The sequence below is a fragment of the Streptomyces roseoviridis genome, assembly GCF_039535235.1.
Classification (GTDB): domain Bacteria; phylum Actinomycetota; class Actinomycetes; order Streptomycetales; family Streptomycetaceae; genus Streptomyces; species Streptomyces roseoviridis.
In genome coordinates this window covers 6125209-6146413 of sequence record NZ_BAAAWU010000001.1, presented here as the reverse complement: position 1 = coordinate 6146413, position 21205 = coordinate 6125209, and the positions used below count along the sequence as shown (strand labels likewise).

19 protein-coding genes are annotated in these 21205 nt (G+C 70.6%); 4 read left to right on the top strand and 15 right to left on the bottom strand.

Annotated elements, in window-relative coordinates; genetic code table 11:
- Window positions 1-13: 13 nt before the first annotated feature.
- From ABD954_RS27760 to ABD954_RS27740, 5 genes are all read right to left on the bottom strand, one after another.
- A complete protein-coding gene (locus ABD954_RS27760) occupies window positions 14-970 on the bottom strand; it encodes a helix-turn-helix transcriptional regulator (RefSeq protein WP_345490058.1) in 957 nt (318 codons plus the stop codon).
- Between the two features lie 155 nt (window positions 971-1125).
- A complete protein-coding gene (locus ABD954_RS27755) occupies window positions 1126-1506 on the bottom strand; it encodes an FKBP-type peptidyl-prolyl cis-trans isomerase (RefSeq protein WP_345490056.1) in 381 nt (126 codons plus the stop codon).
- A gap of 64 nt (window positions 1507-1570) precedes the next feature.
- Window positions 1571-2509, bottom strand: a complete 939-nt coding sequence (locus ABD954_RS27750; protein WP_345490054.1) for an FKBP-type peptidyl-prolyl cis-trans isomerase — start codon at window positions 2507-2509, stop codon at window positions 1571-1573.
- Window positions 2510-2646: 137 nt separating this feature from the next.
- Window positions 2647-4008 carry a Pup--protein ligase gene (gene pafA, locus ABD954_RS27745; RefSeq protein WP_345490052.1) on the bottom strand — a complete coding sequence of 454 codons (1362 nt, stop codon included), beginning with the start codon at window positions 4006-4008 and terminating at the stop codon, window positions 2647-2649.
- A gap of 9 nt (window positions 4009-4017) precedes the next feature.
- Window positions 4018-5349, bottom strand: a complete 1332-nt coding sequence (locus tag ABD954_RS27740) for an MFS transporter (protein WP_345490050.1) — start codon at window positions 5347-5349, stop codon at window positions 4018-4020.
- A gap of 132 nt (window positions 5350-5481) precedes the next feature.
- On the opposite strand from ABD954_RS27740, the gene ABD954_RS27735 reads away from it, so the two are divergent.
- Complete coding sequence (locus ABD954_RS27735; RefSeq protein WP_345490048.1) at window positions 5482-6504, top strand: LacI family DNA-binding transcriptional regulator; 1023 nt, start codon at window positions 5482-5484, stop codon at window positions 6502-6504.
- A gap of 119 nt (window positions 6505-6623) precedes the next feature.
- Here the strand turns inward: ABD954_RS27735 and prcA are convergent, their stop codons facing one another.
- From prcA to arc, 5 genes are all read right to left on the bottom strand, one after another.
- Window positions 6624-7376 (bottom strand): proteasome subunit alpha, encoded by a 753-nt coding sequence (gene prcA, locus ABD954_RS27730; protein ID WP_345490046.1) that lies wholly within the window; start codon window positions 7374-7376, stop codon window positions 6624-6626.
- Between the two features lie 53 nt (window positions 7377-7429).
- Complete coding sequence (gene prcB / locus ABD954_RS27725; protein WP_345490043.1) at window positions 7430-8269, bottom strand: proteasome subunit beta; 840 nt, start codon at window positions 8267-8269, stop codon at window positions 7430-7432.
- A gap of 160 nt (window positions 8270-8429) precedes the next feature.
- Complete coding sequence (locus ABD954_RS27720; protein WP_015032443.1) at window positions 8430-8642, bottom strand: ubiquitin-like protein Pup; 213 nt, start codon at window positions 8640-8642, stop codon at window positions 8430-8432.
- Window positions 8643-8803: 161 nt separating this feature from the next.
- Window positions 8804-10324 carry a depupylase/deamidase Dop gene (gene dop, locus ABD954_RS27715; RefSeq protein WP_345490040.1) on the bottom strand — a complete coding sequence of 507 codons (1521 nt, stop codon included), beginning with the start codon at window positions 10322-10324 and terminating at the stop codon, window positions 8804-8806.
- Window positions 10325-10490: 166 nt separating this feature from the next.
- On the bottom strand, window positions 10491-12257 hold the full coding sequence (gene arc, locus ABD954_RS27710) for a proteasome ATPase (protein WP_345490038.1): 1767 nt from the start codon (window positions 12255-12257) through the stop codon (window positions 10491-10493).
- Window positions 12258-12499: 242 nt separating this feature from the next.
- On the opposite strand from arc, the gene ABD954_RS27705 reads away from it, so the two are divergent.
- Entirely contained in the window at window positions 12500-12811 is a 312-nt protein-coding gene (locus ABD954_RS27705) for a ferredoxin (protein ID WP_345490036.1), read from the top strand.
- 33 nt (window positions 12812-12844) lie between these two features.
- Here the strand turns inward: ABD954_RS27705 and ABD954_RS27700 are convergent, their stop codons facing one another.
- The 3 genes from ABD954_RS27700 to ABD954_RS27690 all read right to left on the bottom strand — a co-directional run bounded on the left by ABD954_RS27700 (window position 12845) and on the right by ABD954_RS27690 (window position 15736).
- Window positions 12845-13405 (bottom strand): hypothetical protein, encoded by a 561-nt coding sequence (locus ABD954_RS27700; protein WP_345490034.1) that lies wholly within the window; start codon window positions 13403-13405, stop codon window positions 12845-12847.
- A gap of 196 nt (window positions 13406-13601) precedes the next feature.
- Complete coding sequence (locus ABD954_RS27695) at window positions 13602-14489, bottom strand: tRNA (adenine-N1)-methyltransferase (RefSeq protein WP_345490032.1); 888 nt, start codon at window positions 14487-14489, stop codon at window positions 13602-13604.
- Between the two features lie 56 nt (window positions 14490-14545).
- Entirely contained in the window at window positions 14546-15736 is a 1191-nt protein-coding gene (locus ABD954_RS27690; protein ID WP_382745576.1) for a site-2 protease family protein, read from the bottom strand.
- Between the two features lie 125 nt (window positions 15737-15861).
- Here ABD954_RS27690 and ABD954_RS27685 point away from each other — a divergent pair, with 125 nt between their 5' ends.
- Entirely contained in the window at window positions 15862-16809 is a 948-nt protein-coding gene (locus ABD954_RS27685; protein WP_382745574.1) for a RecB family exonuclease, read from the top strand.
- A 109-nt stretch (window positions 16810-16918) separates the two neighbouring features.
- The gene (locus ABD954_RS27680; protein ID WP_345490029.1) at window positions 16919-17590 is read left to right on the top strand and encodes a response regulator; all 672 of its coding nucleotides are present in this window, start codon (window positions 16919-16921) and stop codon (window positions 17588-17590) included.
- Window positions 17591-17706: 116 nt separating this feature from the next.
- Here the strand turns inward: ABD954_RS27680 and ABD954_RS27675 are convergent, their stop codons facing one another.
- Together ABD954_RS27675 and ABD954_RS27670 are read right to left on the bottom strand one after the other, a co-directional pair.
- Window positions 17707-19290: an ABC transporter substrate-binding protein gene (locus ABD954_RS27675; RefSeq protein ID WP_345490027.1), complete on the bottom strand. Its 1584-nt coding sequence runs from the start codon at window positions 19288-19290 to the stop codon at window positions 17707-17709.
- 69 nt (window positions 19291-19359) lie between these two features.
- Window positions 19360-20949: an ABC transporter substrate-binding protein gene (locus ABD954_RS27670; RefSeq protein WP_345490025.1), complete on the bottom strand. Its 1590-nt coding sequence runs from the start codon at window positions 20947-20949 to the stop codon at window positions 19360-19362.
- Between the last annotated feature and the right edge of the window lie 256 nt (window positions 20950-21205).

The window sequence follows — 21205 nt, the reverse complement described above, 5'->3', positions numbered from 1 at the left end:
TCGTTCCTCTCCCTCAGCCCTTGGCCACGGCGCGCAGCCGGTCCACGACGTCGGCCCGCAGGTCCGCGGGCTCCAGCACGACCACGTCCGGGCCGAACTCCACGAGCCAGGCGTCGAGGCCGTGCCCGTACGGGATCTCCAGCTCGTCCCAGCCGTCGGCGCCCTCGGTCACGGACTGGGCGCGGGCGCGCAGCGGATAGCCGCAGCCGGCGCGGAGCCGGATCCGGGCCGAGCGGGTGGCGGTCTCGCCCGCCCAGCTCTCGACGGTCTCGCGGACGGTGACGACGTCGGGCACCGGGGCGGTGAAGGCACCGGCCCGGGAGCGCACCTTGCCGGTGATGCGGGACAGCCGGAAGACCCGCTCGGCGCCGCGGTCCCGGTCCCAGCCCGCCAGGTACCAGTGGCCGCGCCAGCACTCCAGGGTCCACGGCTCGACGTGCCGGGGCTCGGGGCGGGCGGCGTTGGCCTTGCGGTAGTCGAAGACGACCGGGCGTCGGTCGCGGCAGGCCAGCATCAGCGGCTCGAAGGCGGCCTCGTGGACCGGGATGCGCGGCTCCAGGGCGCTGGCCTGGGAGTCGTACGCGTCCTCCGCCTCCGGCATGCCGGCGGCCCGCAGCTTCTGCAGGGCGCCGCTCGCGGCGCCGGCCAGCCGGGCCTGCTGCCAGACCTTGGCGGCCAGGCCCAGGGCGGCGGCCTCCTCGGCGTCCAGGGTGATGGGCGGCAGGCGGTTGGAGTCGCGGCGGGCCAGGTAGCCGGTCTCGCCGTCCAGGTTCTCGACGGTCTCGATCACCAGGCCGAGCTCGCGCAGGTCGTCCTTGTCCCGTTCGAACATCCGGTTGAAGGCGTCCTCGCCGGTCGCCTCCAGGTAGGCCTCGATGGAGGCGCGGAGCTCCCGCTTGCTCAGCGGACGTCGGGTCCCGAGCAGGCACAGCGCAAGATTCATCAGCCGCTCGGCCTTGGCAATCGCCATCGACGCCCCGCACCCTCTTCTGCCGGATTGACTTGGTGAGACGTCCGACGGTACCGCCCCGGGGTGTCCCGGCAAAAGCCGGGACGGAAGCGCGGGAGAAAGCCGAGGGCCCCCGCCGTGGAGGCGGGGGCCCTCGGGGGGACGAGGCCCGTCGATCAGCGCTTGACGACGTCCACGAGGTCGCAGACGAAGATCAGCGTCTCGCCGGGGCCGATCTTGCCGCCGGCGCCGCGGTCGCCGTACGCCAGGTGCGGCGGGATGACCAGCTGGCGGCGGCCGCCGACCTTCATGCCCTGGACGCCCTGGTCCCAGCCCGCGATGACCATGCCGGCACCGAGCGGGAAGTCCAGCGGGGTGCCGCGGTTCCAGGAGGCGTCGAACTCCTCGCCGGAGTCGAAGGACACACCCACGTAGTGGACCTTGACGAGGTCGCCGGCCTCGGCGACCTCTCCGTCGCCCTCCCAGATGTCCTTGATCTCCAGATCGGCCGGCGGCTCGCCGCCCGGGAAGTCGACCTCGGGCTTGTCGATGCTCACTGCAGTGTGCTCCTTCAAAAACCAGTCAACCGCGCAGACGATGATCTGCGCGACCGGGACAGTCTTACATCTTCGCCAGGATGTCGACGGCGAACACCAGCGTGGAGTTCTTCGGGATGCCCTGCTTCTCCTGGTCGCCGAACGCCTCGGACGGCGGGGCGACGATGAGGACCCGGCTGCCGACCTTCTTGCCGGCGAGGCCGTCCTTCAGGCCCTTCAGGGTCAGCTGGTCCAGCGGGAAGTTGGCCGGCTTGCCGGTGGTGTAGGTCGAGTCGAAGACCTGGCCGTCCTTCCACAGGGCGGCGACGTAGTTCACCACGACGGTGTCGGTGGCCTTGACGACCTCGCCCTTGGACTCGATCACGTAGTTGGAGACCAGTTTGGCCGGCGCGTCCGACTTCGGGACGGTCAGCGAGGGCTGCTTGCCGTCGGTGTTGGTGCCGACCTTCGGCAGGTCCTTGTTCTCCTGGGCGACCTCGGTGCCGGAGGCGGCCTTCGGGATGGTCACCGCCTTGAGGATGTCGACCACGAAGACGAGGGTCGCGTTGGGCTTGATGTCGCCCTGGCCGCTGGCGCCGTAACCGAGCTCCGGCGGGATGCCGATCTCGACGCGGCTGCCGACCTTCTGGCCTTCGAGGCCCTGGTCCCAGCCCTTGATGACCTGGCCGGCGCCCAGGGTCAGCTCGAAGGGCTGCTTCCGGTCGAAGCTGTTGTCGAAGGGGGTGGTGGAGTCCCAGGCCTGCCCCAGGTAGTTCACCTGGAGCGCGTCGCCCTTCTTGGTGACCGCGCCCTTGCCCTCGCTGATGACGTTGACCTTGAGGGATTTCACGGGGTCGCCCGCGCCCTTGGCGAGGGTGGGCTTCTCCCCGAACTTCTCGCCCGCGGTGATGGCGGGAAGCCCGTTCTTCATCGAACCGGAATCGGAGCCCTTGTCGTCGCTGCCGCAGGCCGCTGTGGTGAGCAGCAGCAGGGGGACGACGAGCAGGCCGGCAAGTCGGCGCACTAGTTCCTCAGATCTCAGACGGCACAGTAGTTGTCCGGACACTCTAGGGGACCGCTCCGTGATGCCGTCGGCCCCGCACGTGAGACGTGCGGGGCCGAGGGTCCTGCCGCTGGACCTGAACCGTTCCCTTGCCGCGCCTACATTCCGGCGATCAGCTTTTCCACCCGGTCGTCGACCGAACGGAACGGGTCCTTGCACAGGACGGTGCGCTGCGCCTGGTCGTTGAGCTTCAGGTGCACCCAGTCGACGGTGAAGTCCCGGCGCTGTTCCTGGGCGCGGCGGATGAAGTCGCCGCGCAGCCGGGCCCGGGTGGTCTGCGGGGGCACCGACTTCCCCTCGAAGATCTTCACGTCGTTGCACACCCGCGCCGCCTGGCCGTTCTTCTGGAGCAGGTAGTACAGACCGCGGCGGCGGTGGATGTCGTGGTACGCGAGGTCTATCTGGGCGACCCGGGGGTGCGACATGGTCATGTTGTGCTTGGCGCGGTACCGCTCGAGGAGCTTGTACTTCATGACCCAGTCGATCTCGGTCTGGATGCGGTCGAGCTGCTCCTGCTCGATGGCGTCGAGCGTACGGCCCCACAGCTCCAGGACCTGGGCGACGGTGCCGCTGCGGATGCCACGGCGGTCGACGAAGTCCGCCGCCTTCTCGTAGTACTCCCGCTGGACCTCCAGGGCGGAGGCCTCGCGGCCGCTGGCGAGCCGCACCTTGCGCTGGCCGGTGATGTCGTGGCTGACCTCGCGGATGGCCCGGATCGGGTTCTCCAGGGTCAGGTCGCGCATCACGGTGCCGGCCTCGATCATGCGCAGCACGAGGTCGGTGGCGCCGACCTTGAGGAGCATGGTCGTCTCGGACATGTTCGAGTCGCCGACGATGACGTGGAGGCGGCGGTAGCGCTCGGCGTCGGCGTGCGGCTCGTCGCGGGTGTTGATGATGGGGCGCGAGCGGGTGGTGGCGGAGCTGACGCCCTCCCAGATGTGCTCGGCGCGCTGGGAGACGCAGTAGACGGCGCCGCGCGGGGTCTGCAGCACCTTTCCCGCCCCGCAGATCAGCTGGCGGGTGACGAGGAACGGAATGAGGATGTCCGCGAGCCGGGAGAACTCCCCATGCCGGGCCACCAGATAGTTCTCGTGGCAGCCGTAGGAGTTTCCGGCGGAGTCGGTGTTGTTCTTGAAGAGATAGACGTCGCCCGCGATTCCCTCCTCGTGCAGGCGGCGTTCCGCGTCGACGAGCAGCCCTTCGAGAATGCGCTCGCCCGCCTTGTCGTGGGTGACCAGTTCGACCACGTTGTCGCATTCGGGAGTTGCGTATTCCGGATGCGAACCCACGTCCAGGTACAGGCGGGCGCCGTTCCGCAGGAAGACATTGCTGCTGCGGCCCCATGACACGACACGGCGGAAGAGGTAGCGCGCCACTTCGTCAGGAGACAGTCGGCGCTGTCCCCTGAACGTGCACGTGACGCCGTACTCGTTCTCCAGCCCGAAAATGCGGCGGTCCATGTCTGAACATTACGCCTGAGAGCCTGTGCTGAAACCGGGTTCGACGGCCCCGTTTCGATCATTTTCCGATGAGCGCGTGTTCTTTTCGGTCCGCCCGGCGGCGGCGCCGTCGCTCGCCGCGCCCCCGCCGACGGCGTGTCGCGGGGTCACGGGCGGCCCGAGGACGCGGCCGGTGGCGAGGAGCACGAGGAAGGCGACGAAGCCTCCGGCGCCGGCCACGGCGAAACCGGCGGGGGTCCCGGCCAGTTCGACGGCGGGTCCGGAGACGGCCGAGCCGAGGGCCGCGCCGACGCCGAAGGTGGTGACGAGCCAGGAGAAGGCCTCGGTCACGGTGCCGCTGGGGGCGTGGCGGTCGACGACGATGAAGGCGCAGGCGATGGCGGGGGCCAGGAAGACGCCGGCGAGGGCCGCGAGCGCGGTCATGGCGACCGGGCCGGGGACGAGCGTCAGCGGCAGGTAGCAGACCGCGAGCAGCAGCACCAGGACCCGCAGGCGCCGCTCGGGCGGCCCGGCCCACCGGCGGGCTCCGTAGGCGACGCCGCCGACGAGGGCGCCGAGCCCGAGGGCGGCCATCAGCCAGCCGTAGACGGCCTCGTCGCCGCGGTCGTCGGCGTAGGCGACTCCGGCGACCGTGATGGAGCCGAGGGCGAGCCCGACGAAGAAGAAGCAGGCCAGCAGGGCGAGCAGGCCGGGCGAGCGCAGGGCGCCGAGCCAGTGGGCCTCGCGGGGCGCCGAGCGCCAGGTGCGGGAGGGCTCGGAGAGCACCACGGACAGGGCGCCGAGGACGCCGAGGAGGTTGATGACCACCAGCGCGGAGGCGGGCGACCAGAGGGCCACCAGGAGCGTCAGGAGCAGCGGTCCGACGGTGAACATGACCTCCTGGGCGACGGCGTCCATGGCGTACGCGCGGTGGACCCGGTCCTCGCGGCCCAGGACGCTCGGCCAGAGCGCCCGCAGGCCGCCTTCGAGGGGCGGGGTGAAGAGGCCGGCGACCAGGACGGCGGCGTAGGCGAGGAGCAGGTTGCCGATGCCGGTGAGGGCCAGTGCGGCCATGCCGAGGGCCGAGACGACGGCGGCGGGCAGCTGGATGCGGGGCTGGCCCTTGAGGTCGACGGCGCGGCCGAGGAGCGGCTGGCCGATGGCGGTGGCGACTCCGTAGGCGGCGATGAGGCCGCCGGCGAGGCTGTAGCTGCCGCCTTCGGCGCGGGTGAAGACGGTGATGGCGATGGGGCCGGTGCCGTTGGGGAGGCGGCCGACGAGGGTTCCGGTGAGCAGGCGTGCCGCGTGGGGCGCGCGCAGGATGTCGAGATAGCCGCCGTTCGCCGTGGCCTCGGTGGCCATGTCGTCTCCCTCCCGGGGCGTCCGCCCGAGGTTTTACGTATAACGTGTGGAGGTCATACGTACCATGACGTCCAGGCGCCGGTCCACCCGGCGCGAGACCGGACCAGCAGACAGCCGCCGCGGAGGTTACGAGTGCACACCCCGGAAGCCGCCGGCGCGGGCCGCCCCACCAGCCGCGACGTCGCCCGCGTCGCCGGCGTCTCGCAGGCCACGGTCTCCCTGGTGTTCGGCGGCAAGTGGCGCGGCCGCGTGTCCGAGCGCACCGCCGCGGCCGTGCGCGCCGCCGCGGGCGAGCTCGGCTACCGGCCCAACCTCGCCGCCCGCAATCTGCGGCTCGGCCGCACGCGCACGGCCCTGCTGGTCGTCCCGGCCCTGACCAACGAGTTCTTCGCCCACGTCTACACCGGCGCCGCCGCCGTGGCCGCGCGGCACGGTTTCGGCGTGGTCCTCTATCCCTCGCCCGATGGCATCGGCCCGGCCAGGGACCCCTTCGCCTCCGCCCAGGCGGCCCTCGACGGCGTCCTGGCCTCCTCCATGGCCACGGACGCCCTGAAGGCCTTCCAGGGCAGCGACCTGCCGCTCGTCATGCTCGACAGCGACCCGGACGGCCCCGGCGCCGCCGCGCACGTCAACCTGGACGTCGCCGACGGCATGCGGCACGTCACCGGCCACCTGCTCGGCCTCGGCCACCGCCGCTTCCTGCACCTGGCCTCCGCGGTCCCCTCCTGGACCTTCGACGTCCGCGCCGCCGCACTGGCCGACGCCCTCCACGGCTCCGGCGCCGCTCTGCGCACCGAACGGGCCCCGCTGAACGTCGCCGGCGCCACGGAGGCCGCCGGTCGGGCGCTGGCCGCACCCGGCCCCCGGCCCACGGCCGTGATCTGCGACGACGACATCATCGCGGCCGGCGTGTGCAAGGCCGCACGGCGCCTCGGGCTGCGCGTCCCGGAGGACCTGTCCGTCACCGGTTTCGACGACATGGGCCTCGCCACCGCCGTCGAACCGGAACTCACCACCGTCCGGCTGCCCGCCGAGGACTTCGGCCGGCGCGGCATGGAAGCGCTCCTGGCCGTCCTCGCCGGCGAACGGCCCGCACCGGCCGAGCTCCCCGTCGAGCTGGTGGTCCGGGGCTCCTCCGGCCCCGCCCCGGCCTGACCCGGTCGCGCCTCCGGGCACGCGGAAGGGCCCCGGAACCGCGCCTGCGGCTCCGGGGCCCTCCTCGTACGGTGTGACGGACCGCGTCCCGTACGGACGCGGTACCGATGCGGTCCGGACTACTCGTCCGCGACCTCGTCGGACGGGTCGTCCGTCTTCGCGACCGCCGCGTCGTCCGCCTCGAGGAGCCGCTTCAGCTGCCGGCCCACGATCCGCTTGAACTTGCGCTGCTGCGGGCGGGTCCGGTCCAGGACCGCGACCTCCAGGCGCTCCGCGGGGATCTCCCGCTCACTGCCGTTGGTGTCCCGCGACAGCGCCTGCACCGCCAGCTTCAGCGCCTCCGCCAGCGACATCCCGTCACGGTGCCGCTGGTCCAGGAAGGAGCTGATCTGCTCCGCGTTGCCGCCGACCGCGACCGAGCCGTGCTCGTCCACGATCGAGCCGTCGTGCGGCAGCCGGTAGATCTGGTCGCCCGCCGGCTCCGTGCCGACCTCGGCGACGACCAGCTCCACCTCGTAGGGCTTCTCGCCCGCGCTGGAGAAGATCGTGCCGAGGGTCTGCGCGTACACGTTGGCCAGACCGCGGGCGGTGACGTCGTCACGGTCGTAGGTGTAGCCGCGCAGGTCGGCGTAGCGCACACCGCCGATCCGCAGGTTCTCGTACTCGTTGTACTTGCCGGCGGCGGCGAAGCCGATCCGGTCGTAGATCTCGCTGAACTTGTGCAGCGCGCGGGACGGGTTCTCGCCGACGAAGACGATGCCGTCGGCGTACTGGAGGACCACCAGGCTGCGGCCGCGGGCGATGCCCTTGCGGGCGTACTCCGCCCGGTCGGCCATGGCCTGCTGGGGTGAGACATAGAACGGCGTAGACACCGGCTATCCGTCCCTTTCTTCCGGTCTGAAGGGCTTCTACGGGCGACGAGCGGTCAGAGCAGCGCGGCGCGCGGGCCGTCGGGCTGCTCGAGCCGCCGCTCGGTGACGGACCTGGCCAGCTCGGAGGACTCCGCCTCGCTGAGCCGGCGGAAGCCCTCGTCCGTGATGACGGTGACGATCGGGAAGATCCTGCGGGCCATGTCGGGTCCGCCGGTCGCCGAGTCGTCGTCCGCCGCGTCGTACAGCGCCTGGACGACCAGCGTGGTGGCCTGCTGCTCGGTCAGGTCCTCCCGGTAGAGCTTCTTCATCGCCCCGCGCGCGAAGATCGAGCCCGAGCCGGTGGCCGCGTAGCCGTGCTCCTCGGAGCGGCCGCCAGTCACGTCGTAGGAGAAGATCCGGCCCTTCTCCTTGCCCTCGTCCCAGCCCGCGAAGAGCGGGACGACGGCCAGGCCCTGCATGGCCATGCCGAGGTTGCTGCGGATCATCGTGGACAGGCGGTTGGCCTTGCCCTCCAGGGAGAGCGTCGCGCCCTCCACCTTCTCGAAGTGCTCCAGCTCCAGCTGGAACAGCTTGACCATCTCCACGGCGAGACCGGCCGTGCCGGCGATGCCCACCGCGGAGTACTCGTCGGCCGGGAACACCTTCTCGATGTCCCGCTGCGCGATCATGTTCCCCATGGTCGCCCGCCGGTCGCCGGCGAGCACGACGCCGCCGGGGAAGGTCGCGGCGACGATGGTCGTCCCGTGCGGTGCCTCCACGATCCCCTCGGGGAGCTTCCGGTTCCCCGGGAGCAGGCCGGGCGAGTGGTCGGCAAGGAAGTCCATGAACGAGGACGAGCCCGGCGTCAGGAAGGCCGCCGGCAGACGCCCGATGCTACGAGGGTTCGCTTCCACGCGATTCCTTCCGATGGGAACGACGGCCCGCCGTGGGACGCACGGGCCGATCTTGCGTACTGTGCACGGACCTTACCCGTGCCACCGCCTGTCATCCGTCCCCGGGCCCACGGCTTTTCCGGGGCTCCGGGGACGGAGGGCGACAGGCTCGCCGGGGCGGCTACTCGCCGCCCTTCTGCACGAAGGACCGCACGAAGTCCTCGGCGTTCTCCTCCAGGACGTCGTCGATCTCGTCCAGGACGGAGTCGACGTCGTCGCTCAGCTTCTCCTGGCGTTCCTTGAGGTCGGAGCTCGCCTCCGTGGTGGTCTCCTCGACCTCCTCCGTGGAACGCGTCGCCTTCTGCTGTCCGCCGCCGGTGTCCTTGGTCGCCATATCCTCACCCCGCTCGAATCGGCCCGCTCGGTTGGGTCTGTACCGGACGTCCTACGAGATGTCCGTACAAGATCAGACCCTACAAGCCGGGACTGACATCGGCCCCGTAGTTTCGACAAACGTCCGGGCACTGCTTGCATGATTCCCAGTGCCCGGCCATTTCAGCCGCCTCCGCCGCCGGAAAGGACGCGGACCAGTTCTTCCGCCGTCCTGCAGCGGTCGAGGAGTTCCTTGACGTGGTTCCGGGTACCCCGCAGGGGTTCGAGGGTCGGCACCCGCTGGAGCGAGTCGCGGCCCGGCAGGTCGAAGATGACCGAGTCCCAGGAGGCGGCGGCCACGTCGTCGGCGTACTGCTCCAGGCAGCGGCCGCGGAAATAGGCCCTGGTGTCCTCAGGCGGGCTCGTCTCGGCCCGTTCCACCGCGCTCTCGTCCAGGAGGCGCTTCATGCGCCCGCGGGCCGCCAGACGGTTGTACAGGCCCTTGTCGGGGCGCACGTCCGCGTACTGGAGGTCCACCAGGTGCAGCCGGGCGGCGTCCCAGTCCAGGCCGTCGCGGCGGCGGTAGCCCTCCATGAGCTCCCGCTTGGCGATCCAGTCGAGCTCGCCGGCCAGGCTCATCGGATCGTTCTCCAGCCGGTTCAGGGTGTCCTCCCAGCGGCTGAGGACGTCCCTGGTCTGTTCGTCGGCGTCCGTGCCGTAGCGCTCGTCCACGTACTTCCTGGCCAGCTCGAAGTACTCCATCTGGAGCTGCACCGCGGTGAGTGTCCGGCCGCTGCGGAGCGTGATCAGGTACTGGAGGTCCGGGTCGTGGGAGACGTGGTGGAGGGTGCGCACGGGCTGGTCGACAGCGAGGTCGACGGTGATGAAGGCGTCCTCGATCATCGACAGGACGAGCGCGGTGGTGCCCAGCTTGAGGTAGGTGGAGATCTCGGAGAGGTTGGCGTCCCCGATGATCACGTGCAGCCGGCGGTACTTCTCGGCGTCGGCGTGCGGCTCGTCGCGGGTGTTGATGATGGGGCGCTTGAGGGTGGTCTCCAGGCCGACCTCGACCTCGAAGTAGTCGGCGCGCTGGCTGATCTGGAAGCCGTGCTCCCGGCCGTCCTGGCCGATGCCGACGCGCCCGGCGCCGGTGACGACCTGGCGGGAGACGAAGAAGGGCGTGAGGTGGCGCACGATGTCCGAGAAGGGGGTCTCCCGCTTCATCAGGTAGTTCTCGTGGGTGCCGTAGGACGCGCCCTTGTTGTCGGTGTTGTTCTTGTACAGGTGGATGGGCTGGGCGCCGGGGAGCTGGGCGGCCCGCTCGGCGGCCTCGGCCATGATCCGCTCGCCGGCCTTGTCCCACAGGACGGCGTCGCGGGGGTTGGTGACCTCGGGGGCGCTGTATTCGGGGTGGGCGTGGTCCACGTAGAGCCGCGCGCCGTTGGTGAGGATGACGTTGGCGAGGCCGATGTCCTCGTCGGTGAGCTGGCTGGAGTCGGCGGCCTCGCGGGCGAGGTCGAAGCCGCGGGCGTCCCGCAGCGGGTTCTCCTCCTCGAAGTCCCAGCGGGCGCGGCGCGCCCGGTGCATCGCCGCCGCGTAGGCGTTGACGATCTGGGACGAGGTGAGCATGGCATTGGCGTTGGGGTGCCCCGGGACGGAGATCCCGTACTCCGTCTCGATGCCCATTACTCGCCGTACGGTCATGCGGCCCTCCTTGCCCGGCGCCGCTCCCCGCACAGTGCGTGGTGCGGCGGTACCCACGAGCCTAGATCGGTCGCGGGACGTACGGGGAGATCAAAAACGGATCTTTGAGTGGAAAGCGACGGCTGCGGATGCCCGTTTTCCGGACATCCGCAGCCGGTCCGCGTCCCTACAGGTACTGACCGGTATTGGCCACCGTGTCGATGGAGCGACCGGTGTCCGCGCCCTGCTTTCCGGTGACGAGGGTGCGGATGAAGACGATCCGCTCGCCCTTCTTTCCGGAGATGCGGGCCCAGTCGTCGGGGTTGGTGGTGTTGGGAAGGTCCTCGTTCTCCTTGAACTCGTCCACGCAGGCCTGGAGGAGGTGGGAGACGCGAATGCCCTTCTGGTCGTGGTCGAGGAATGCCTTGATGGCCATTTTCTTCGCCCGGTCCACGATGTTCTGGATCATGGCGCCGGAGTTGAAGTCCTTGAAGTAGAGGACTTCCTTGTCGCCGTTGGCGTACGTCACCTCGAGGAAGCGGTTCTCCTCGGATTCGGCGTACATCTGCTCGACCACGGACTGGATCATCGCGTGGGCGGCGGCTTCCTTCGATCCGCTGTGCTCGGCGAGGTCGTCGGCGTGCAGCGGGAGCGAGGAGGTCAGGTACTTGGCGAAGATGTCCTTGGCCGCCTCGGCGTCCGGACGCTCGATCTTGATCTTGACGTCGAGCCGGCCGGGCCTCAGGATCGCGGGGTCGATCATGTCCTCGCGGTTGGAGGCGCCGATGACGATGACGTTCTCCAGGCCCTCCACGCCGTCGATCTCGGCGAGCAGCTGCGGGACGATGGTGTTCTCCACGTCCGAGCTGACACCGGATCCGCGGGTGCGGAAGAGGGATTCCATCTCGTCGAAGAAGACGATGACGGGAGTGCCCTCGCTCGCCTTCTCCCGGGCTCGCTGGAAGACCAGGCGGATGTGCCGCTCGGTCTCGCCGACGTACTTGTTGAGGAGCTCGGGGCCCTTGATGTTGAGGAAGTAGGACTTCCCCGCGGGCTGGCCGGTCACCTCGGCGACCTTCTTGGCAAGGGAGTTGGCGACGGCCTTCGCGATCAGCGTCTTGCCGCAGCCGGGCGGGCCGTAGAGCAGGATGCCCTTCGGCGGCCGCAGTTCGTGCTCCTTAAAGAGGTCCGGGTAGAGGTAGGGCAGCTCAACCGCGTCGCGGATCAGCTCGATCTGGTTGCCCAGACCGCCGATCTTGTCGTAGTCGACGTCCGGGACCTCTTCGAGGACGAGTTCTTCGACCTCGCTCTTGGGGACCACTTCGTAGACGTAGCCGGACCTGGGCTCGAGGAGCAGGGCGTCGCCGGGACGGATGGTGATGTCCAGCAGGGGCTCGGCGAGCCGCACCACCCGTTCCTCGTCGGTGTGCCCGATCACCAGGGCGCGCTCGCCGTCCTCCAGGATCTCCTTGAGGGTGACGATGTCCCCGGCGCGCTCGAACTCCATGGCCTCGACCACGTTGAGCGCCTCGTTGAGCATGACTTCCTGGCCCCGCTTGAGCTCGTCGAGCTCGACGCTGGGGCTGACGTTCACCCGGAGCTTGCGGCCCCCGGTGAAGATGTCGCATGTGCCGTCCTCGTTTGCCTGCAGAAAGACACCGAAGCCGGCCGGCGGCTGGGCGAGCCGGTCGACCTCCTCCTTGAGGGCCACGATCTGGTCGCGGGCCTCACGGAGGGTATTGGCGAGCCGCTCGTTCTGTGCGGACACACCGGCCAGGTTCGTCTGCAGCTCGACGATCCGCTCCTCGAGAATCCTCGTGTGACGCGGAGAGTCGGCGAGCTTGCGGCGCAGGACGGCGATTTCCTGCTCGAGATAGGCAACCTGGCCGGCGGGGTCCTCAGACCCCCGCCCCGGCCGGATGCCGCGGTTGATGTCGTCGTCGTGGGCTGCCACGGTCCTCACCTCCTCCAAGGGGAGCTGGACGCTTCCTGACCCTACCTGGGTGGGTGGTGATTGAAACCCCTAGATCAAAAAGACTCCGAGGTGTGTCCGATCTTCACCCTTGCGCTTCCCCTCACGCCAGGGAAATACCCACCGGCGGTCATTGCAAAAGCGGTCGGTTGTATCGTCATGAGTGGTCAACACCCGTCAGGCTTGGCCCGACTTGTCCGCGCGACGCAGAAACGGCAGGAGATATGACCGTGCAGAACGAGGCCCCGGCCGTGGGCGCCGACGAGGCGCTGGAGGTCTGGATCGACCAGGACCTGTGCACCGGGGACGGGATCTGCGTGCAGTACGCGCCGGAGGTCTTCGAGCTCGACATCGACGGGCTCGCTTATGTGAAGAGCGCGGACGACGAGCTGCTCCAGGAGCCGGGGGCGACGACGCCGGTGCCGCTGCCGCTGCTGCGCGACGTGGTGGATTCCGCGAAGGAGTGCCCGGGCGACTGCATCCATGTGCGCCGGGTCGGTGACGGCGTGGAGGTGTACGGCCCCGACGCCGAGTGACGGCCCGACGGCGGCGGCGCGGGGCCCGGCGGGTCAGACCGCGCGGGCCTCTGCCTGGGCGCTGCGGACGAAGGCTCCGCCCTTCCAGTGCCACATGACCTGCTCTTTCTGGTCGGGGCAGCAGCTGGGGACGTCCGGGGAGGAGTAGCCGAGCAGCGTGGCCCGCACGGCTCCGTCGCGTACGGCGAAGCCGCTGACGGTCTTCAGCTGGGAGGGCTCCACGAGGGTGGCCACGACCCGTGCGGCGGGCGAGCCGCCGCCCTTGCCGTGGGTGAGGACGTAGATGCCGCTGGGCGGCGTTCCGGAGCCGGCTTCGCAGTGTACGACTGCGACGGTCTCGGGGTTTCCGTCGCCGTCCAGGTCCCCGGTCGCGCGCTGGGCGATCTTGCTGGGGGCTCCGCCGCACTCCAGCGGAAAGCGGACGGCGGCGGCGTCGGGGGCGGGCAGCGGGGCGGGGGCGGCGGTGGCGCCGGCCGGGCCCGGCTGCAGCAGGCCCGCGAGGGCGACGACTCCGGCCATCGCGGTGGCGGTGGCCAGCCAGTGCACCGGCCGGGCGTGGGTGTGCGCCAGGTCCGTGACGGCGGAGGTCTGCACGCGAGAAGTCTCCTGTGGGGCGGTGCGGAAGGAGTTGCGGGCATCGTGCCACACGTCACAGGGCGGCGGAACAGGTGGGGGTGGGGTTCCCCCGGGGTCGTGAACATGAGGGTGCCGCCGTCGACTTCCGCGCCCGGGGGCGGGAACTCGGCGGCGGCACGCGTGCGTTGTCGGGGCGTCAGCCCCGCCGGGGCGGTCAGCCCTTGTTGGGGCCCTCGTAGTCCTCGCCGTAGGCGCCCTTGGCGGGGCGGCGGCGGCGCATCGGGGGCTCCACGCCGTCGGCGAGGCGACGGGCGGTGACGAGGAAGCCGGTGTGGCCGATCATCCGGTGGTCCGGGCGCACGGCCAGGCCCTCGACGTGCCAGTTGCGGATCATGGACTCCCAGGGCTGCGGCTCGGCGTAGCAGCCGAACTCGCGGATGGACTCCACGGTCCGCGCGAGCTGCGTGGTGGTGGCCACGTAGCAGCACAGGATGCCGCCCGGGACGAGCGCCTTGGAGACGGCCTCCAGGCACTCCCAGGGGGCGAGCATGTCGAGGATGACGCGGTCGACGTCGGTGTCGGACAGGTTGTCCTGGAGGTCGCCGACGGTCAGCTGCCACGCGGGGTGCGGGCCGCCGAAGTAGCGCTCGACGTTGCCCTTGGCGATCTCGGCGAAGTCCTCGCGGCGCTCGTAGGAGTGCAGCATGCCGTTGTCGCCGATGGCGCGCAGCAGGAAGGAGCTGAGCGAGCCGGAGCCGACGCCGGCCTCCACGACGCGGGCGCCGGGGAAGATGTCGGCGAAGGCCAGGATCTGTCCCGCGTCCTTCGGGTAGACCACGGCGGCACCGCGGGGCATGGACAGGACGTAGTCGGGGAGCAGGGGGCGCAGCGCGAGGTAGGCGACGTTTCCCGTGGTACGGACAACACTGCCCTCGGGAGCACCGATCAGCTCGTCGTGGGGGAAGGAACCCTTGTGGGTGTGGAAATTCTTCCCGGCCTCGAGCGTGAACGTGTAGTGGCGTCCCTTGGGGTCGGTGAGCTGGACCTGGTCCCCGACCTTGAAGGGCCCGCGACGGCGGGCGGCACCGGTCGGTTCGGACATGTGAGCACCCTATCAAGCGCTTCCCGGCCCTCCGGCCGACGAGGCGTGCGCCGGTGTCAGGAGGAGGGGCGCGCCATGGCCTTCACGAAGGCCCGTTCCACGTCGGCGGTGGACAGGACGCCGTAGATCTCGCCGGTGTCCTCGACGACCAGGTACTCGGTGGCGGGGCTGGCCCGCAGGTGGTCCAGGAGGGGCTGGCCGGTGAGGTCGGCGGGGACCCTCATGCCGTCGACGAGGTCCTGGCTGAGGGCGCTGACGGCGACCCAGGGGCGGCGGTGCTGGGGGACGTGGGCGATGGCCGTCTCGCGGACGATGCCCGTGGGCACGCCGTGGCCGTCGACGACGACGAGGGCGCGGGCGCCCGCCTCGTTGGCGCGGCGCAGGGCCTCGGACAGCGGGGTGACGGACTCGACCGGGATGGCGCGGCGGGTGAGGGTGCGGGCGCGGAGCTCGGGGAGGTGCTCGCGCAGCCGGGCCATGCGGAGGCTGTTGCCGGCGCCGGTCCAGATGATGGCGGCGAGGATGGCGGCGAGCAGGGCGTCGGTGACGGTGGTGAAGCCGTCGATGTCGTCGGTGGAGTTGCCGAGGAGTCCGGTGCGGGTGAGCAGCGGGAGTCCGATGAGGACGGCGACGGCGAGCGCGCGGCCGACCCAGGCGGCGGCGACGGTGCCGGTCATGGGGTTGCCGGTGATCTTCCAGACGACGGCGCGGAGCATGCGTCCGCCGTCGAGGGGCAGGCCGGGCAGCAGGTTGAAGATCGCCACGATGAGGTTGGAGATCATCAGGCCGCCGAGGAGGACGCCGGGGACGGTGCCGGGCTCGACGGCGTACAGGGTGAGGTAGAAGATCCCGGCGAGGACCAGGGACAGCAGGGGGCCGACGAAGGCGAGGACGAACTCGCGGCCGGGGGTCTCGGTCTCCTTGTCGATCTCGGAGACGCCGCCGAAGAACTGGAGCTGGATGCGGCGCACGGGGAGCTCGAAGCGGAGCGCGGCGAGGGTGTGGGCCAGCTCGTGGACGAGCACGGAGGCGTAGAAGGCGATCGCGAAGAAGAGCGAGACGAGGTAGCGGGCGGCGCCGAGCTCGGGCAGGACGCGTTCGATCTGGTCGCCGAAGACCCAGGTGATGAGGGCGGCGACGAGGAACCAGCTGGGTGCGACGTAGACGGGCACGCCGAAGGGCCGTCCCATGAGGATGCCGCCGCCCGGCTCCTCGGTCCGCTGCGGCTTGGACTCGTCCTGGTTCACGGGTTCCTTTCGTCGCCGAGCTGCTCGGTCCGCGCACTCGGTCACGGTTCGATCATGCAGTGCGACGGGGTCCTGCGTCGATGGTATTCCGCTCGCTGTCGGTGGCGGGCCGTAGGGTCTGTGTCATGAGTACGAGTGAGCAGCCGCCGGCGGAGCCCGGGTCGCCCTTGCCGCAGGCGCCGGCCGCCGACGCGTCCGTGCCGCGGACGCCCACGTCGTTGTCGCCGTCGCGGGCGAGCGACTTCATGCAGTGTCCGCTGCTGTACCGGTTCCGGGTGATCGACCGGCTGCCGGAGAAGCCGAGCGCGGCGGCGACGCGGGGCACGCTGGTGCACGCGGTGCTGGAGCGGCTGTTCGACGCGCCGGCGGTGGAGCGTACGCCGCCGCGGGCGAAGGCGCTGATCCCGGGCCAGTGGGACCGGCTGCTCGAATCCCGTCCGGAGCTGGGCGAGCTCTTCCCCGAGGAGGCCGAGGGCGAGCGCGGCGAGCGGCTCGCGCAGTGGCTGGCGGAGGCGGAGGCGCTGGTCGAGCGGTGGTTCACGCTGGAGGATCCGACGCGCCTCGAGCCGGCGGAGCGGGAGCTGTTCGTGGAGACGGAGCTGCCGTCGGGGCTGCGGCTGCGGGGGGTGATCGACCGGGTCGACGTGGCGCCGACGGGTGAGGTGCGGATCGTCGACTACAAGACGGGCAAGGCGCCCCGGCCCGAGTACAGCGAGGGCGCGCTGTTCCAGATGAAGTTCTACGCCCTGGTGGTGTGGCGGCTGAAGAACGTGGTGCCGCGCCGGCTGCAGCTGGTGTACCTGGGCAGCGGGGACGTGCTGACGTACGACCCGGTGGAGGCCGATCTACTGCGGGTGGAGCGCAAGCTGCACGCCCTGTGGGAGGCGATCCGGCAGGCGACGGAGACGGGTGACTGGCGGCCGCGGCCGACGAAGCTGTGCGGCTGGTGCGACCACCGGGTGGTGTGCCCGGAGTTCGGGGGCACTCCCCCGGTGTATCCGCTGCCGGTGGTGCCGGTGCGTCCGCCCGCGCCGGGCGGTGAGGGCCTGGCGGTGGGGCCGGGTCCGGCCTGATCGGGACGGCGCGGGGCGGCAGGGCAGAATGGATCCGGTCCCGCCGCCGCCCGACCCCGGCAGCGCCCGTGGTCCCGTAGCCCCCGTAGTCCCGTAGAAGGAGTCATCCGTGGCCATCCGCGTCCTCCTGGTCGACGACCAGCCCCTGCTGCGCACCGGTTTCCGGATGATCCTGGAGGCCGAGCAGGACATCGCGGTGGTGGGCGAGGCCGGGGACGGCCTCCAGGCGCTCGACCAGGTGCGGGCGCTGCAGCCCGACGTGGTGCTGATGGACATCCGGATGCCGCGGATGGACGGGGTGGAGGCCACCCGGCAGATCACCGGGCCGGGCCGGGACGGCCCGGCGAAGGTGCTGGTGCTGACCACGTTCGACCTCGACGAGTACGTGGTGGAGGCGCTGCGGGCGGGGGCGAGCGGTTTCCTGCTGAAGGACGCCCCGGCGCACGAGCTGGTGCAGGCGATCCGTGTGGTGGCGGCGGGCGAGGCGATGCTGGCGCCGTCGATCACGCGCCGGCTGCTCGACAAGTACTCGGCGCACCTGCCCTCGGGCGAGGAGCAGGTGCCGGACACCCTGAACACGCTGACGGACCGCGAGGTCGAGGTGCTGAAGCTGGTGGCGCGGGGCCTGTCGAACGCGGAGATCGCGGCGGACCTGTTCGTGAGCGAGACGACGGTGAAGACCCATGTCGGCCATGTGCTGACGAAGCTGGGGCTGCGCGACCGGGTGCAGGCGGCGGTGTACGCGTACGAGAGCGGTCTGGTGCGCCCCGGCGCCCAGTGATCCGGGGAGCACCGGCGCCGGACGGGCCCGGTCGTGGGCGGTGAGCCCGAGGCAGGACGCGGGAAGGGCCCGGCACGCTGTGCGTGTGCCGGGCCCTTGCCGTACCGGGGCCGGTGTCAGCCCTTCTTGATCTCCCAGAAGCGGAAGACGGTGGAGGCGTCGAGGGTCCACTCCAGGCCGGTGACCGTGTCGCGGGCGACGGCGTACTGCTTGCCCTGCCACAGCGGCAGCAGCGGGAGCTCCTCGGCGACGAGGTCCTGGACCTTGTTGTACGTGGAGCCGGTCGAGGACCGGTCGGGGGACGCGGCGACGGCCGGCAGCAGCTCGCCGGTGATCAGGGCGTTCTCGTAGCGGTTGCCGAGGACGTTGTCGTCCCCGAAGAACGGGGTGGTGAAGTTGTCGGCGTCCGGGTAGTCGGGGACCCAGCCCTTGACGTAGACGCCGTACTTGCCGGCGGCGATGTCCTTCTCGTACTGCTCGTACTCGACGGACTTGACGTCGGCGTCGAACAGGCCGCTGGCGTTGAGCTGCTCGGCTATCGCCTTGACCTCCTGGTCGGTGGAGGGGCCGTAGCGGCTGGGGGTGGACCAGAGGGTGAGCTTGACCTTGCTCGTGATGCCGGCGGAGCGCAGGGCCTTCTTGGCCTTCTCCTTGTCCGGGCTGCCGTAGGTGTCGAAGAAGGCCGTGTTGTGGCCCGCGATGCCGGCCGGGACGATCGAGTACAGCGGGGTGGCGGTCGACTTGTGGACGTTCTCGACGAGCGCCTCGCGGTCGACGAGGTGGGCGATGGCCTTGCGGACGCCGAGCTTGCCGACGACCGGGTCCTTGACGTTGAAGACGAGGTGCTGGACCTCGGCGCTGCTGCCCTGGACGACCTCGATGCCCTTGTCGTCGGTGTTCGTGGAGGCTTCGAGGGCGGCGATGTCCTCGGCGGAGAGGCCACGGTAGGCGACGTCGATCTCGTCGGCGGAGAGCGCCTTGGCGAGGGCCTCGCGGTCACCGCGGTAGAGCTTGAGGGTGACGCGGTCGTTCTTGCGCTTGGCCGAGCCCTGGTAGTCGGGGTTGGCGGAGAAGACGGCCTCGGTGTCGCTGATCGAGTCGAGCTTGTACGGGCCCGAGCCGATGGCCTTGCCGTCGGTGCGCAGCGCGCCGGCGTCGTACTCGCGGTGGTCGACGATGGAGCCGGCGCCGGAGGCGATCTTGCTGGGGAAGGTGGCGTCGGGGACCTTGAGCTTGAAGACGACGGTCTTCTCGTCGGGGGTCTCGATGGCGGCGATGTCCGACAGCAGCGGGCTCGGGCCGGAGGGGTCGGCGATCTTCAGGGCGCGCTCGAAGGAGAACTTGACGTCCTCGGACGTGAGCGGGTTGCCGTTGGAGAACTTCAGGCCCTCGCGGAGGGTGCAGGTGTAGACCCGGCTGCCGGAGGAGAAGCCGCACTTGTCGGCGGCCTCGGGCTCGGGCTCGGAGCCGCCCTTCGGGAACGCGAGCAGGGACTGGAAGACGTTGTTGAACAGCAGCCAGGAGCCGGGGTCGTAACCGGCGGCCGGGTCGGTCGCCATGATCTCGTCCGACATGCCGACGCGGACGGTCGCGCCGGCGTCGCCGGAGTCGCCGCCCTGCTCGGTGCCGCAGCCGCTGAGCATGGCGGCCGCCAGGCCCGCTGCGAGCGGGGCCGTCAGCCACTTGTTGTGTGCCTTCACAGAACTTGCCTCGTGATCTCGTGCCAGGCCGGCCGCGCAACGGCTGCGCGGCCGGTACGAACGAAGGGGTCAGGCGGTGCCGCGTCCGAGCTCCCACAGGAGCAGGTCGGACGAGGTGTTCAGCGCCCACTCGACGCCGGTGACGTCGTCGCGCGCGGCGACGTACTGCTTGCCCTGCCACAGCGGCAGGACGGGCACGTCCTTGGCGACGATCTTCTGGATCCGCTCGAAGACGGGAGCCACGGCGGTGCGGTCGGCCTGGCGGCGCGACTGCGGGATCAGCTCGTCCCGGACGGACTGGTTGACGTAGGGGGTGTTGAGGAAGTTGTCCGCGTCGAGGAACGGGGCGACGTAGTTGTCCGGGTCCGGGTAGTCGGGGAACCAGCCGAGGCCGTAGACGGCGTAGTCGCCGCGCTTCTGCGCGGGGCGGAACTTGGACCACTCGGTGCCCTGGACCTGGACGTCGAAGAGCTCGGTGGCGTTGAGCTGGCCGCGCAGGGCCTGGAACTCCTTCGCCGTCTCGGCGCCGTAGTGGTCGGTGGTGTAGTGCAGGGTGACCTTGACGGGGGTCTTCACGCCGGCGTCGCGCAGGATCTTGGCGGCCTTGGGCGTGTTCGGCTCGCCGTAGGTGTCGATGAACGAGGTGGCGTGGCCGGTGACGCTGGCGGGGATCAGCGAGTACAGCGGCTGGGCGGTGGGGCCGTAGACCTCGTCGACGAGCGCGCCGCGGTCGACGACGGTGGCCATGGCCTGCCGGACGGCCTTGTCCTGGACGGCGGGGGCCTTGGTGTTGAAGCCCAGGTAGCGGATCTCGAGGCCGGGGACCTCGGTGAGCTCGATGCCCTGCTCGGGCTTCTCGGTGAGCTCGCGGATCTGCTTCTGCGACATGGCCCGCGCCGCCATGTCGATGTCGTCGCCGCGCAGCGCGTCGTCCATGCCGTCGGCGTCGTCGAAGGTGCGCAGTTCGACCCGGTCGTTGCGCAGGGTGATGTCACCCTTGTACCGGGGGTTCTTGGTGAAGACGAACGACGTCACCTTGTCGCCGGCGGTCTCGGCCTTCATGGTGTACGGGCCCGAGCCGTCGACCTCGAAGCCCTCGCGCAGCGCCTTGGCCTCGTACTTGTCCTTGCTGAGGATGCCGGCGACGGGGGTGGAGAGCTTGTACGGGAAGGTGGCGTCGGGCGTCTTCAGGTGGAAGACGATCTCGCGCTCGCCCTTGGTCTCGACGGTGTCGATGTTGGACAGCAGGGCGGCGGTGCCGTTGTCCGACTTGATGGCGAGGACGCGCTCGACGGAGAACCTGACGTCCTCCGCGGTGACCGGCGTGCCGTCGGCGAAGGTGAGGCCCGCGCGGAGGGTGCAGCGGTAGCTCTCGCTCTCCTTGTCGGAGAAGGCGCAGCTCTCGGCGGCCTCGGGGACGGGCCGGCCGCCGCCGCGGGGGACGTGCATGAGGGTCTGGACGGTCTGCCGCAGGATGTTCCAGGCGCCGGTGTCGTAGGCGAAGGCCGGGTCGAGCGGGGCGGGGGCGTCCTCGGTGGCGACGAACTGGTCCGTGGTGCCGACGACGATCGCTCTGCCCTCGTCCCCTCCACCGCAGGCGGCGAGCAGGGGGGTGAGCAGTGCGGCCACGGCCGGCAGCACCAGGGTCTTGCGGTTCATCAGGGACGTTCTCCTCATCCGGCGCGGGGTGACGGCCGGCAGTGGTACAGCGGCTTCGGTCACTCCGCCGGCCGCCCGGTCGGGGCGGCGGGCGATCGGGCCGGGCAGGGGTTCGATCGGTCCTGTGTACACGGCGACTTGGGTGGGCGCCGGGGCACGCGGGGGTGCGGCGGAGTACTCGGATGAGATTAGTGGGCTACACCAGTGCCGCCGTACGGCAAAGGCCGCCACGCCGGCCCCGGGGCGATCATGAATA

What these genes read in the sequence shown, in the direction of transcription:
- ABD954_RS27685 (WP_382745574.1), top strand. Translation starts at nt 15,862, where the DNA reads ATGAGTACGAGTGAGCAGCCGCCGGCGGAGCCCGGGTCGCCCTTGCCG.
- dop (WP_345490040.1), bottom strand. Translation starts at nt 10,324, where the DNA reads ATGACCGTACGGCGAGTAATGGGCATCGAGACGGAGTACGGGATCTCC.
- ABD954_RS27740 (WP_345490050.1), bottom strand. Translation starts at nt 5,349, where the DNA reads ATGGCCACCGAGGCCACGGCGAACGGCGGCTATCTCGACATCCTGCGC.
- pafA (WP_345490052.1), bottom strand. Translation starts at nt 4,008, where the DNA reads ATGGACCGCCGCATTTTCGGGCTGGAGAACGAGTACGGCGTCACGTGC.
- ABD954_RS27705 (WP_345490036.1), top strand. Translation starts at nt 12,500, where the DNA reads ATGACCGTGCAGAACGAGGCCCCGGCCGTGGGCGCCGACGAGGCGCTG.
- ABD954_RS27695 (WP_345490032.1), bottom strand. Translation starts at nt 14,489, where the DNA reads ATGTCCGAACCGACCGGTGCCGCCCGCCGTCGCGGGCCCTTCAAGGTC.
- ABD954_RS27670 (WP_345490025.1), bottom strand. Translation starts at nt 20,949, where the DNA reads ATGAACCGCAAGACCCTGGTGCTGCCGGCCGTGGCCGCACTGCTCACC.
- ABD954_RS27760 (WP_345490058.1), bottom strand. Translation starts at nt 970, where the DNA reads ATGGCGATTGCCAAGGCCGAGCGGCTGATGAATCTTGCGCTGTGCCTG.
- ABD954_RS27720 (WP_015032443.1), bottom strand. Translation starts at nt 8,642, where the DNA reads ATGGCGACCAAGGACACCGGCGGCGGACAGCAGAAGGCGACGCGTTCC.